At 60.8% G+C, this 13,413-nt stretch carries 13 protein-coding genes; 5 read left to right on the top strand and 8 right to left on the bottom strand.

Translation table 11 applies throughout. The features are described from left to right. Positions 1-18: 18 nt before the first annotated feature. Positions 19-864 carry a site-specific DNA-methyltransferase gene (locus KP703_RS00900; RefSeq protein WP_215753507.1) on the bottom strand — a complete coding sequence of 282 codons (846 nt, stop codon included), beginning with the start codon at positions 862-864 and terminating at the stop codon, positions 19-21. Next, positions 861-1,538 (bottom strand): Tim44/TimA family putative adaptor protein, encoded by a 678-nt coding sequence (locus KP703_RS00905; RefSeq protein ID WP_062250654.1) that lies wholly within the window; start codon positions 1,536-1,538, stop codon positions 861-863. The genes KP703_RS00900 and KP703_RS00905 overlap by 4 nt, the downstream gene beginning before the upstream one ends. Positions 1,539-1,640: 102 nt before the next feature. Between KP703_RS00905 and KP703_RS00910 the strand changes: the two genes are divergently transcribed. Next, entirely contained in the window at positions 1,641-2,219 is a 579-nt protein-coding gene (locus KP703_RS00910) for a histidine phosphatase family protein (RefSeq protein WP_373687408.1), read from the top strand. A 124-nt stretch (positions 2,220-2,343) separates the two neighbouring features. After that, a complete protein-coding gene (secB, locus tag KP703_RS00915) occupies positions 2,344-2,841 on the top strand; it encodes a protein-export chaperone SecB (RefSeq protein ID WP_062250651.1) in 498 nt (165 codons plus the stop codon). Between the two features lie 115 nt (positions 2,842-2,956). On the opposite strand, the gene KP703_RS00920 is transcribed toward secB, so the two are convergent. Together KP703_RS00920 and hemC are read right to left on the bottom strand one after the other, a co-directional pair. Continuing rightward, positions 2,957-3,691, bottom strand: coding sequence for a uroporphyrinogen-III synthase (locus tag KP703_RS00920; protein WP_215753508.1), 735 nt, complete (start codon positions 3,689-3,691; stop codon positions 2,957-2,959). Between the two features lie 9 nt (positions 3,692-3,700). After that, positions 3,701-4,774 (bottom strand): hydroxymethylbilane synthase, encoded by a 1,074-nt coding sequence (gene hemC, locus KP703_RS00925; protein WP_062270900.1) that lies wholly within the window; start codon positions 4,772-4,774, stop codon positions 3,701-3,703. A 172-nt stretch (positions 4,775-4,946) separates the two neighbouring features. Here hemC and tsaD point away from each other — a divergent pair, with 172 nt between their 5' ends. Then, on the top strand, positions 4,947-6,059 hold the full coding sequence (gene tsaD / locus KP703_RS00930) for a tRNA (adenosine(37)-N6)-threonylcarbamoyltransferase complex transferase subunit TsaD (RefSeq protein WP_215753509.1): 1,113 nt from the start codon (positions 4,947-4,949) through the stop codon (positions 6,057-6,059). Continuing rightward, positions 6,056-6,877, top strand: a complete 822-nt coding sequence (locus KP703_RS00935; RefSeq protein WP_215753510.1) for a 23S rRNA (adenine(2030)-N(6))-methyltransferase RlmJ — start codon at positions 6,056-6,058, stop codon at positions 6,875-6,877. The genes tsaD and KP703_RS00935 overlap by 4 nt, the downstream gene beginning before the upstream one ends. Positions 6,878-6,965: 88 nt before the next feature. Here KP703_RS00935 and KP703_RS00940 read toward each other — a convergent pair whose 3' ends face one another. Genes KP703_RS00940 through KP703_RS00950 form a run of 3 tightly spaced genes read right to left on the bottom strand, consistent with a single transcriptional unit; the run spans position 6,966 to position 11,455 of the window. Then, positions 6,966-7,694, bottom strand: a complete 729-nt coding sequence (locus KP703_RS00940) for a MarC family protein (protein WP_062250641.1) — start codon at positions 7,692-7,694, stop codon at positions 6,966-6,968. Positions 7,695-7,741: 47 nt separating this feature from the next. Next, on the bottom strand, positions 7,742-9,778 hold the full coding sequence (locus KP703_RS00945; RefSeq protein ID WP_252353725.1) for a lysylphosphatidylglycerol synthase domain-containing protein: 2,037 nt from the start codon (positions 9,776-9,778) through the stop codon (positions 7,742-7,744). Positions 9,779-9,832: 54 nt separating this feature from the next. Further along, positions 9,833-11,455, bottom strand: coding sequence for a lysine--tRNA ligase (locus KP703_RS00950; RefSeq protein ID WP_043553235.1), 1,623 nt, complete (start codon positions 11,453-11,455; stop codon positions 9,833-9,835). 165 nt (positions 11,456-11,620) lie between these two features. On the opposite strand from KP703_RS00950, the gene KP703_RS00955 reads away from it, so the two are divergent. Then, the gene (locus tag KP703_RS00955; RefSeq protein ID WP_215753512.1) at positions 11,621-12,376 is read left to right on the top strand and encodes a molybdopterin-binding protein; all 756 of its coding nucleotides are present in this window, start codon (positions 11,621-11,623) and stop codon (positions 12,374-12,376) included. Between the two features lie 27 nt (positions 12,377-12,403). On the opposite strand, the gene KP703_RS00960 is transcribed toward KP703_RS00955, so the two are convergent. Beyond that, the gene (locus tag KP703_RS00960; protein ID WP_062250637.1) at positions 12,404-13,360 is read right to left on the bottom strand and encodes an acetyl-CoA carboxylase carboxyltransferase subunit alpha; all 957 of its coding nucleotides are present in this window, start codon (positions 13,358-13,360) and stop codon (positions 12,404-12,406) included. Between the last annotated feature and the right edge of the window lie 53 nt (positions 13,361-13,413).

Here is a 13,413-nt window from a genome sequence, read left to right on the forward strand (position 1 = left end):
CATTTAAACATTCGATTGTCAGTCTTCCGCAGCCTCCAGATCCTCTCTCAGACGCTGCCGCGCAATGGCGACATAATCGGGGTCAATTTCAATCCCCACCCCAAAACAACCAAGGCGTTGTGCGGCTAACAGCGTGGTGCCTGTGCCCATAAACGGGTCCAGCACCTGCGCTTCTTTCTGCCCGTGCAGCAGCAGGCACTGCTCTGGCAGCGCCACGGGAAAAGTGCCCGGATGGTCGAATTTCTGTTTACGGTCCCGCACAGTTTCATACGGAATAAACCACGCATCGCCCCGGCAGCGCCGGTCCTGCTCATGCCCACGGCGGGCAATATTGGATTTATCCTTGTACGGCACCCCGGCACTCAGCCGGTCCAGCTTCACGTCCCCGCTCAGAGTGAAATGGAACAGATGCTCATGCCCACGGTGGAGGAAGCGCTGGCTGTTCATGGGTTTGAAATGGCCGAAACTGTCCTCACCCACAGAAATGGATTTCACCCACGAGATATGATTTTGCAGCACGAACAGATCCCGCAGCCGGACCGCCAGTTCAAACGGCAACCAGGGCTGAGCGGAGGAGCCTGAAATATTCAGGAAAAAGGAGCCATCTGCCCGCAGCACGCGGCGCAGACCATGTGCAACATCGAGCATCCAGTCCAGATACTCGTCCTCTTCCTTCCTGTCCGGGTAGCTCCGGTAGGACAGACCGATATTGTAGGGCGGTGATGTGATGATGACATCAACGGACTCAGCCTCCATACGCCGCAGCGCACGCAGGCAGTCTCCCCGGATAATCTGTTGCTGGCCAACCTTGTACCGCTGCGCTCGGGCAGGCGGTTTTGGTTTAGCCCCGGCCCGTGCTCTCACGCACTCCGCGCCGAAGCCAGACGCCAGCTGCTGCCGTTAACACCCAGAAGGCGTTCAAACGTCCACAGATCAGAAAATTCGGTTACAGCATCCGTCCCGGTTACGGGCTGGCCCTGCGCGTCCGTCACCAGACTGATCTGGTCGGACACAATGCGCACATCAACAGACGCCCCGGTGCCAACATCCAGCGTCACCAGACGCACATCCTCAATGGCCAGAGACCGAATCGTTTTGATCTCACTGCGCTGTTTTTCGCCAGCCGCTTCCCGCGCATCCATTGCAGCCTCAAAAGACGCATAGACTGCCGGGGTCAGACGGGTTTTCAGGGTTGCGCGATCCCCTTCCGCATAGGCTTTCACCACCTGCTGGAACGAGGCCTGCACACCGGCCAGAAACTGCTGCGGCGTAAACGTGCTGTCCTGCCGCTGCACATCCATCAGAAGCTGGCCCACGCGTGTGCCCTGACCAGGGATATCATAGGCCACAGCTTCAACCTGTTCCGCCTTGCCGTCTATCACCTTACCCGCTGCATCCGGGCGCGGGGGCACGGGCATGGGGGCAGGCTGAATGCCAACGCGCTTGCCCAGCACACTACGCAGGCGCAGCGCCAGAAACGCCGCCACAAGAGCGAAAAGAATCAGATCGACCGGAAAATGGCCGAAAGAAAAATCCATCTGTCACACGTCCATGTTCGACCAGCCCGGGCTTCAGGCGCAGCCTTATCGTTCAGGAGACCTTTCTTTATACATAGACAAGCCCCCTGCCCGTTACAATGCGTGCGCACACTCTCTCTGCCCCTTGCGGAAGTCCGGCCGCTGTTCCTAAGTGCTGAGACCATGATTATTCTGCGGCACTGCGAAAGCGAATTCAACCGGCTGTACACTGCCACAGGGCGTGACCCCGGCCTCTCAGACCCACCCTTATCCACGCGAGGCCGCGTGCATGCGCAGCGCCTTGTGCAGGAACTGGCGGGGGAAGGCATTACGCGCATCCTCGTCTCCCCCTTCACCCGGGCGCTGGAGACCGCCACCCCTCTTGCCCGCGCCCTGAACATCACGCCGGAAATCACCCCGCTGGTGCGGGAGCGCGCCATGTATTCGTGTGATGAAGGCTCCTGCGCCTCCACCTTGTATGAAAGCTGGCCACATCTGAATTTTGATGCTCTGGAGGAGGTCTGGTGGACAGCAGCACCGGAAAGTGACGGCATGATGCAGAACCGCGTGCAGCGTTTCCGCACCTTTATGGCGCAGCAGCCAGATGCCGGAACAACGCTGGTTGTGTCCCACTGGTGGTTCCTGCTCGGCCTGTGTGGCGAGAGTCTGGAAAATGGGGACTGGCAGCATCTTTCTGCCTGACACCGGCTTACTGCCTGAAAATCCTTTTAATTTTTTCTGTCTCATTCTGACGGTTGGCGAAGCCAGACCAGCATGCTACCGTTAAAGACCTCAGTGTGACCTGATTACGAAAGCGCATTTTTCCATGTCTGACTCTGAACAGTCTGCCCCGCCCGCCCTTCCGCTGGCCATTAACCTGCAGTACACGCGGGACCTGTCCTTTGAAGTGCCCGGTGGCGCAGAAATTTTTGCTACACTGCGCTCTCAGCCCAATATTGCCGTGAACATTGATGTTCAGGCCTCCAAACTTCAGGACGACCAGTCTGTTTATGAAGTAACGCTGGCCATCAAGACCGAAGCAAAAGAAGCTCCGGAAACGGAAGGTGGCGCTGCGGGCCGCACGGTATTTATTGCCGAGCTGGCCTATGCTGCTGTTGTCACCCTGACCAACCCGCCGCAGGAGCTGATCGAGCCGATGCTGCTGGTTGAAGTGCCGCGTCTGATCTTCCCGTATGCCCGCAACATCATCAGCGATGTCACGCGTGACGGCGGCTTCCCGCCGATCGTGCTGCAGCCGATCGACTTTGTGGCCCTGTGGCAGGCCAAGCGTGCGGAATTCCCGCAGACCGCTGGCAATGCCTGAGACTGACGGCCTGCGCCGCTAACACGCTGCGGGCCTCGGTTTTAAACGGTTTCAAGAAAACCGGCTTTCGGAGTTTTCCGGAGGCCGGTTTTTTTGTGCCTTGGCCTGAAGACTTTCAGGGCCGTCCCACTGTGCAGACACCGAGTGCCGCCAGCATCGCCTGCGCATTGGGCTTGTGGGCGACGACGCTCTGCGTCCACCCGGCCTTTTCCAGCACGACCGCTGCCGCCTGTGAGATAACAATGGCGGTTGTTCGGCACACAGCGTCCCGATACGCCTCGGGCAAAGCGGCCAGCCAGCTTGCGGCACTTTCCGAAGAAAAAAACAGGCTATGGCTAATCTCGCCAGCCCGCAAAGCACGCAGCACGTCCGGTGCAATCTGCCGGGCTGGGCGGGCCGTGTATGCTACACGCCGCACCACCCGAAAGCCTGCCTGCCGCAACCTGTCCGCCAGTTCCATTCCCTGCCGTGCGCCGGAAAGGAGTAGAAGCGGGCCAGACTCTGGCGTCCGGGCATGAATAATCAGTGCTGCCAAAGCCTCCGCATCGCCGCGCGCGCTCTCCACAGCCGTAAATCCAGCTGCTTGCGCTCGTTGTGCCGTGCGGTCACCGACGGCGTAAACTGGGCATGTGGAGAGGAGAGCAGCCTGTGCAGCCTGCACCGCCTGCCCGCTTGTCAGCACACAGGCAGCAAAGTGATGCGGCAAAGCCCGCAGAGTATGGGCCGTAATGCACAACGCCGGAGAGGCATAAGGCACCCATCCGGCGGCAGAAACAGCGGCCAACGTTTCAGACAACCCCGGCTCCGGCCGCGTGACCAGCACGCCGGGGCTAGTGCCGGGGGTTGGCATCAGGCTGCCTTACTTGTCTTCAAAAATATCGGCAGGACTATCGGCCCGCAGACTTTCACCCAGTTCCTTACCCAGACGCGCCGCATCTTCCGGGGAACCGCTAATGGCGCGCTTGAGCAGGAAGGACCCATCCTCCCGCGCCACAAGGCCGGTCAGGTGCAGTTTGGGATCTTCACCGGCAACCACCGGGATCAACTGCGCATAGCCACCAATCGGCGTGCGGCAGGAGCCATCCAGTTCGGCCAGCAGGGCGCGTTCTGCCGTGGCCACAGCGCGGGCTTCATAGTCCTCAATGGCGGCCAGCAGTTCGCGCAGTTCAATATCGTCCTCGCGCACCGTCACACCCACAATGCCCTGCCCTGCGGCTGGCACCATGACGGTGGGGGACAGCACCAGAGAGGCGCGTTCCGCCATACCCAGACGGCGCAGGCCAGCCAGAGCCAGCAGCGTGGCGTCACACTGGCGGCCAGCCAGCTTGTCGAGTCGGGTCTGCACGTTGCCACGCAGCAGGCCGAATTTCAGGTCGGGCCGCACATGCAGCATCTGGGCCTGACGGCGTACAGACGCACAACCTACCAGCGCGCCTTCCGGCAGCGCGGAATACGGATCATCCGGATCAGTCGGGGCAAGGTTAGGGCCGAGAATCAGCGCATCGCGTGCATCCTCACGCCGCAGCGTGCAGGCCAGCACGAGGCCGGGGGGCAATGTGGTTTCAAGGTCCTTGAGGCTGTGGACGGCAAAATCAATGCGACCGTCAGACAGGGCCTCGTGAATTTCCTTAGCAAACAGCCCTTTACCGCCAATTTCGGCCAGACGGCGGTTCTGCACCTGATCACCCGTGGTGTTGATCTGATGCTCCTGAAACGCGCCCATATCCCGCAGCACGGGGCAGAAGCGCGTGAGCATGGTCAGGAAGGCACGGGTCTGGACCAGCGCGAGGGGTGAGCCTCGCGTTCCGACACGGAGGGGCAGAAGACGACGGGACGCATGCCCGGAGGTCTTTTTCTGGCGAGCTGCCGCTTCCGCCGCAACTTTCTGCAGCGCGGGCGAAGGGGCGGGCGAGGAAGGGTAGGCTGAGTCCATAAGAGTGTCTATTACCGGGAATGGAGAGAGGACAAGAAGCCATGATACCCGAAAGGCCTGAAAAACTTGCGCCCCAGAGACGCACGGCACGCGCAGCAGACCGTTTCGACCCCGGACAGCATACGGAATATCAGGGCTTGTTTCCCATCACAGCACATGGAGTCACAGGGCGATGAGCCACCAGAACCTGCCGAAAAACAGCGCCCTTGCCGGACCTGTGCTGGCTATCGAATCGTCCTGCGATGAGACTGCCTGCGCCATCCTCTCCAGCGAGGGCGTCTGCCTTGCTCAAAGGGTCGTCTCGCAGGACGGCCATGCAGATTTTGGGGGCGTGGTGCCGGAAATTGCCGCCCGCGCCCATCTGGCTCTGCTGCCCGGACTCGTGCAGGCCACGCTGAAAGACGCGGGCATGACTCCGAATGAGGTCGGTTTTGTCGCCGCCAGCACCGGGCCGGGGCTGATTGGCGGGCTGATTGTGGGAGCCAGTTTTGCCAAGGGGCTCGCACTTTCGCTCGGCAAGCCGTTTGTGGCCGTCAACCATGTGGAGGCCCACGCCCTGACGGCGCGCCTGCCCGGTCTGGTGCCGGGTGGGGCCGCCTTCCCCTACCTGCTGCTGCTGGTTTCTGGCGGCCACTGCCAGTGCATTGCCGTGGAAGGCGTTGGCCGTTACCGCAAGCTGGGCGGCACCATTGATGATGCGGCGGGCGAAGCGTTCGACAAAGTCGCCAAAATGCTCGGCCTCGGCTGGCCCGGCGGCCCCGCACTGGAAAAGCTGGCCCAATCCGGCAACCCGAAAGCCATCCCCCTGCCCCGCCCGCTGATGGGCCGCGCGGGATGTGATTTCTCCTTCTCCGGCCTGAAAACTGCACTCTCGCAAAAACTGGCCCCGTATGGGTTGGAGCCTCTGCCCCACCAGTTTGCAGCCGACCTCGCAGCCTCCTTCCAGCAGGCTGTGGCAGATGTTGTGGCCGACCGGGTGAGCAATGCCCTGAAAATGATGCCCGAAGCTGGCCTGCTGGTAGCTGCGGGTGGTGTGGCCGCCAACAGCGTGCTGCGCGCCCGGCTGGAAGAGGTTGCCGCGAGTGCCGGCCTGCGCTTTGCCGCCCCGCCCCTGCGCCTGTGCACCGATAACGCCGTGATGGTCGGCTGGGCTGCTCTTGAAACCTGTCAGGAAGCGGCGGACCTCGGCCTGCCTCAGCCGGATGACAGCACCGTCCGCCCCCGCCCGCGCTGGCCGCTTGAAGACATGGCCGCCCGCTTTGCCCCCCAAGAGAGTGTTGTATGAACTACCGCCACATCTACCATGCCGGAAACTTTGCAGACTGCATGAAGCACGCGCTTCTGGTCTCGCTGCTCGGCCATTTTCTACGCAAACCCAGCCCATTCATGGTGCTGGATACCCATGCGGGCATTGGCCGGTATGATCTGACCAGCGAGGAAGCCGAGAAAACGCAGGAATGGAAAGAAGGCATCGGCCTGCTGGCCGAGGAAGGGCCGGACAGCCCCCTCGCTCCTTGGCTGGAGCTGGTCAAAAAAGCTGGTGGCCCGCGCTATTACCCCGGATCACCAGTGCTGACGTCCCTGATGCTGCGCCCGCAGGATGAACTGATCTGCTGCGAGAAGCACCCCGATGACAAGCGCAAGCTCTACGGCCTGTTTACCCGCACGCCGAATGTGTTTGTGCATGAGCGTGACGGGTATGAAGCCCTCCGCGCCCTGCTGCCGCCCAAAACTGCCAAACGCGGCCTGGTGCTGATTGACCCGCCGTTTGAAGAACCCGGTGAGTTCGACCGGCTGCTTCAGGCTGTCCACACCATCCAGGCGCGCTTCCCGACGGGCATGATTGCCATCTGGTATCCCATCAAGCATCGCACGCCCATTCGGGCCTTCTATACGGCCTTGCAGGATGCCGGTGTGCCGGATGTTCTGGCCGCTGAACTGCTGATGCGCAAACCCGTGGACCCGGACCGGCTGAATGGCGCAGGGCTGGTGGTTATCAAACCGCCCTACGGCTTTGCGGAACAGGCCACGGCCCAGCTCAACCGCCTGAAAACCCTGCTGCATGCGCAAGACGCTTCAGTGACGCAGATCACGGCGGAATAAGCGCGTCCTTTAAAAAGCCGCGCAGAAAAAAGGGCAGCGCAACACAGTGTGTCGCCTGCCCTTTCCAAAACCACCTGAGAAAAACGCCTCAGCCAGCAGCTTTGATATGCTGCCAGATATCCACCACAAAGCCCTGCACACCAGCGGCCAGAATCTGCACACCAATGCAGAGCAGCACGAGAGCGGCCATCCGGCTGACAATACGCGTGCCCGTTACACCCAGCATGGAAACCAGCTTTTCCGAGCCGGAATAGGCCAGCCACACGATCAGCACGACGCAGATCGCTGCAATGGTAATGCCGCCTTCATAGGCCAGAAAGGACGCCCCCGGTGGGCAACCTGAACCCAGCGCAATGGCAACAGCAATCGTCCCCGGCCCTACGGTAAACGGCATGGCGAGCGGGAAGAAGGCGGAGTCAGACCAGTTGGGAGACATGACGGTCTTGCCGCCCTGCAGAGCCTGCTTTTCCTTCTGTGCTTCAATGCTTTCCGGGCTTTGCAGCAAATCCCACGCCCGCACGGCTACCACGGTGCCGCCAGCTACGCGCAGGGCGTTCACGGTCACGCCGAAGAACACCAGCACCTTACTACCGCACCAGATGGACACGACCATCAGCACAAAGGAATAAAACGCCACCAGCCGGGCCAGCGCGAAGATTTCCTTCTGCGAGCGGCCAGCCGTTGCCTGCGCAAAAATCAGCGCAGCCCCAAACGGGTTAACAATGGAAAACAGGGCGGGAAATGCCAGCAGGAAGGAGGTTGTCGCCACACGGGCGGCCCCTCCGCTAAACAACGAGGCAGTAATATCAGCCGACATGCACGTATCCAGCAAAACCGGCCTCTTACGAAGCCCTGCATAAAACCTTATTGCCCGGCAGAGGCCGGAGAATCCACTCTGCCGCCCTTATAGGTGGCAAAAAACTTGGATGCGAGAGCAATATCGTTCGCCGGATAGCAGAAATGCAGCCCTGTGCCATCGTCCATTGGCCAGACACTCAGGCCAATATCATCATAAATCCGTAAAAAAGGTACCCCGACCTGCCAGAACACGGGTTTCAGCCCGTCCTGCAACGCCAGATCCCGCATACGCCAGATGGCGGAAACACAGTCTTCCTGCGCCCCGGCCGGATCACCCAGCCCCACAAGGAAGGCCCCACTCTGGCGGACCGGGATCACAGCCTCACCGCCCTCACCGGCCACAAAACCTTCCGGCCTCAGGTCCTGAATGGTGGGCATGGCGTGATCAAGCGTGAGGTAATGCGCACAGGCATCCTCATCCCATTCCTTAACCGTAATGCGGCCCGGCCACATCAGGCGGGCAATGACGACCAGCGCCATCAGCACGGCTAACGCGATGGTCCAGCGGGCAGCGCCTGAGGCCGGAAAGATGAAAACCATCTGCCACCAGCTCCCGGCGCCGTGCCGGTTAGCCAGCGCAATCACGCACCCAAACAGCAGCAACAGGCACAGCAAAGTGGAGGTAGAAAGCGGCTCACTCAGCAGGCGGGCATGGCGGTAATAGCAAGCCCGGAACGGCGCAACCAGAAAGGCTGAAAGCCCCAGCATGACTGGCACCAGCACCGTATTCCCACGCAGGAAGGTGAGGATCGCTGCCGTCACCAGCAGCGCCAGCGTGCCGCGCCATGCCAGCGTGACGCGCTGTGACAGACCAATGCCCAGACCAATCAGCGCAACGCCCATCAGCGAGAGCAGGTAGTTACTGACGGACCCCGCTGCCGAGAACAACCCCGCCTGCACCACACCGAATTTGGGCACAGGGTCCAGCAGCACGAGGCAGATCAGCATCAGACCGCAGAGCGAGACCGTACCCGTTGCCACAGCCACGGAAAAATCGGCTTCACTTTCGCGCACCACCTGACTGGGGCGAATACGCACAGCCGCAGGGGTTTTCTGCTTCCGGCTTTTCTTCTTCGCCAGCGCATCATCCCCGCGCAGGAACAGCTCATGCCCCGCGAACATGATCCCGGCCATGAAGAGCGGGATGATGTAGTAGAACAGCCGGAAAATCAGCACGACGCCGAGGATTTGCGGCGCAGGCATATACGGCCCAAGAGCCAGCAGCATTGCGCCGTCAAACACACCCAGACCACCCGGCACGCTGGCAATCAGCCCGGCAGTATAGGAGGCAATATAAATCGCCAGAAAGGAACCGTAATCCACACCAATACCGGGCGGCAGCAGCACATAAGCAATGCCAGCCGTCGCCGCCACATCCGCCGCTGCGACGACCGTCTGCATGACGGCCATCCGGGGAGATGGCAGATCCACCGTCCATTTACGGAAGGTAAAGGTGCGGACCTTGAAGGCCATACCGATATAGCCCAGCACGGCAGCCCACAGCAGCACGCCAATAACGGCCAGCATCCAACTGGGCACATGACTGCCCGCCATGGGAATAACCTGCGGTTCCCACACCAGCACGCCGCCAATCAGCACGGCGGCCCCTAGCAGGTAGGTGGCAGAACAGAAGGCAATAATCTGGGCTATAGCAAAGGAACTGACGCCCCAGTTGCGATACAGCCGATACCGCACCGCAGCGCCCGAAACGGCCGAAAACCCAAGGTTGTGCGACAACACATAGGAGCAGAACGCCGCAAACGCCGTGCGGCGGAAGGATATCTGCTTGTAGCCAACCTGTATGACGGCCAGCCGGTCGTAAAACGACAGAATGAAATACGAGAAAAACGTGCAGGCCACACCCAGCCAGAGCTGACGGCCCGGAATGGCCATCATCGCCTGCTTGATGTCCGCAAGACGCAGGTGACGCAGCTCATGCTGCACCACCCCGATCGCGGCCACCATCAGCAGCAGCCCGATCAGGTGTGGCAGATGCTTCAGCCATCGCTTCCACCCCGGCCCGTCCGGCTGGTGCTTAGGCATCTGTCCTTGTGGTGATGACGACATGTTCTTCACCATGGAGACAAGATCCCGCGCTTACGCCTGAGACTCTCGCAGCAGAGCGGCCTCAATCAGCGCGACGGTTTCCGCCACCCCGTACAGAGCCACAAAGCCACCAAAGCGCGGGCCTTCCTTCTGGCCCAGAAGCACCTCATACAAACAACCAAACCAGCTGCGCAGCGGTTCAAACGCATGGCGCTTGCCAATTTCGAACACCAGATTCTGCAAGGTTGCGGCGTCAGAAGCCTCGCCTTCATACCCGCGCAGGGACTCAGCAAGGTCCACCAGAGCCGCACGCTCCTTGTCCGTAGGGGCGCGGAAGGTTTTGGCCGGACGGACGAAGTCCGCATAATAGGCAATAGCGTGGCTGACGAGGTTGGCCAGCATCGGGTGACTGTCCGGGGAAACGGACGGGTCATACCGGCGGATAAAGCCCCACAGCACTTCCGGCGTTTCCGCATTGGCCACACTGGCCAGATTCAGCAGCATGCCAAACGGCACCGGGCTGCCGGCGTCCGTCGGGATATGGCCTTTATGGATAAACCAGGCCGGGTTGGCCTTCAGGTCCACGCTCTCACTATCCGCAGCCTGCAACGCTTTGGCTTTTTCCACATGCGTCAGATAGTCATCCGCCGTTTTGGGGATCACATCAAAAAACAGGCGTTTGGCGCGCTGCGGCTGGTTGAACATGAACTGGCCGAGGCTTTCCTGCGGCGCATAGCGCAGCCATTCCTCAACCGAGAGGCCGTTGCCCTTGGATTTGGAAATCTTCTGGCCGTTTTCATCCAGAAACAGCTCATAGGTCAGGCCAGCCGGAGCCGTGCCGCCCAGAATACGGCAGATACGGCCAGACAGACGGACACTGTCAATCAGATCCTTGCCGGACATTTCATAATCGACGCCCAGAGCATACCAGCGCATGGCCCAGTCGGCCTTCCACTGCATCTTGGCGTGGCCACCCGTCACCGGGGTTTCAAACGTCTCACCATCCGCATCGGTCCAGCGGACGGTACCCGCTGCGGCGTCAATGGCGTCCATTTTCACCTGCATCACCTCACCCGTACGCGGGTGCAGCGGCAGAACCGGAGAATAGGTTGCCCGACGGTCCGGCCCGAGCGTGGGCAGAATGACCGCCAGAATTTCATCATGCACTTCCAGCACCCGCTTCAGCGCGGCATCAAACCGGCCAGACGTGTAGTAGGTGGTGGAAGAGGCAAATTCATACTCAAAGCCGAAGCTGTCGAGAAAGCTGCACAGGCGCGCATTATTATGTGCGGCAAACGACTCGTGTGTGCCAAACGGGTCCGGCACGCGGGAGAGCGGCTGGCCGATATATTTTTCCAGCAGCTCCCGGTTCGGCACATTGTCCGGCACCTTGCGCAGCGCATCCATGTCATCCGAGAACGCGAGCAGGCGCGTCGGGCGGCCTGTCAGCGCCGTATAGGCCTGACGTACCCAGGACGTACGTGCCACTTCCCCAAACGTGCCAATATGCGGCAGGCCGGACGGGCCGTATCCGGTTTCCAGCAGCGCAGGGCTTGCCGCCGTGTCCGGTTTGGCAGCCGTGCGGGCATCCACATGCTCGGCAAGTTTTCGCGCTTCCTCAAAAGGCCAGGCGCGGGGAAGAATGGGTTCGGGGTTTGAGCGGTTCTCGGACATGGTGCGGAAGCTATGAACTGCACCGCTCCCGGTCAATCCAAAAACACGCACGGCCTCGCTCTCTTACAGAGTTATGAGGCCATTGACCGCAGGCAAGCACGGCCTCATTTTTCCAAAAGCCGCTTGCTCCCATCCAAGGGACCACGCTGAAAGGACCGGTTTTTCATGCGTCGCACCGCAGCACTCATTCTGATTGGCAATGAGATTCTCTCCGGTCGCACCCGAGACGACAACATCCAGTTTCTGGCCACGCGGCTTGGAGAACTGGGCATTCCCCTGCGGGAAATCCGCGTTATTCCCGATATTCGGGAAACGATTGTTGAAACGGTGACGGAACTCCGCGCCAGATTTGATGAAGTTTTCACCACCGGCGGCATTGGCCCCACGCATGATGACATTACCGCACCATGCATGGCCGAGGCATTTGGCGTGCCGTGGGAATTCCACCCGCCCACTTTCGCGCTGCTGGAAGATTTTTTGGGCGCGGAAAAATTCAATGCCGCCCGCCAGCGCATGGCGAAGTTGCCGCGTGGCGCGACCCCCATCCCCAATTCCGTCTCCGTGGCGCCCGGTTTTACCATCGGTAATGTGCATGTAATGGCCGGCGTGCCCCGCATCATGCGGGCCATGTTTGAGGCTCTGGCCCCTTCCCTGAAGCAGGGTGCGCCCGTCTTCTCCCGCACCTGGTACACGCCCTCGCTTTACGAAGGTGCTCTCGCTGAAGGGCTGGAAGCGATTCAGGACAAGTTCCCGGATCTGGATCTCGGGTCCTACCCTTTCCACCGTGAGGATGGTCGTCGCGGTGTGGCCCTTGTCGCCAAAGGGCAGGACAAGGCCGAGGTCGAAAAGGCTGCTCAGGCCATTTATGATCTGCTCAAAGAAAAGGGCGGCGCTCCCGTGGAAGGGGAACCACCGCCCTGAAACCTTAAAGCGTTAAGGCCTGTCCGTTCAGGACAGGTTTTCACGCCCCATGGCGAGAAACTTCTCGCGCCGCAGTTCCTTCAGCCGGGCCGGAGCCAGCGGCGTGAGCGCCTGCAATTCTTCCGCCAGCGCATCATGCACGGACGCCATAGCCGCTTTCGGGTCACGCTGCGCGCCCCCAACCGGCTCAGGGATAATCCGGTCAATCAGCCCAAGGCGGGACAGATCCTGCGCGGTCAGACGCAGCGTTTCGGCTGCCGTGCTGGCCTGCTTGGGGTCACGCCACAGGATGGAGGCACAGGCTTCTGGCGAAATGACGGAATAGATGGCGTTTTCCAGCATCATCACCCGGTCGCCCGCACCCAGCGCCACAGCCCCACCGGACCCGCCTTCACCAATCACGGTGGCAATCAGCGGCACCGGGGCTTCCAGACAGACTTCAATGGAGCGGGCAATGGCTTCGGCCTGACCGCGCTGCTCAGCATCAATACCGGGCCATGCACCTGCGGTGTCGATAAAGGTGAGAATCGGCAGGTTGAAGCGGCCTGCCAGCTTCATCAGCCGCTGGGCCTTCCGGTAGCCTTCCGGACGGGCCATGCCAAAATTGTGGGCCAGACGGGTTTCAAGGTCGGAACCACGTTCCGTGCCAATCACCACCACAGGCTGACCATCAAAGCGGCCCATGCCGCCAATAATGGCTTTATCATCCGCATACAGCCGATCCCCCGCCAGCGGGGTAAATTCGGTCAGCAAGGCGTTGACATAGTCCTGCGTGTGCGGGCGCTGCGCGTGACGCGCCACCTGCACCTTCTGCCAGGGTGTGAGCTTGGCATAAATGGCACGAAGATGCTTCTCCGCCTTATCTGAAAGGCGGGCCGTTTCTTCGGCGATATTGACCCCGTCGGGGTCGGTCATTTGCCGCAGCTCGTCGATCTTGTTTTCAAGTTCGGCGACGGGCTTCTCGAAATCCAGGAACTGACGCATGCGCAAGCGGATAGCACAGCCACGCGTAAAACCAAGCCACTTCGTGCATGGCG

The organism is Acetobacter sp. P5B1 (assembly GCF_018811985.1).
In the GTDB taxonomy this organism is placed as follows: domain Bacteria; phylum Pseudomonadota; class Alphaproteobacteria; order Acetobacterales; family Acetobacteraceae; genus Acetobacter; species Acetobacter cerevisiae.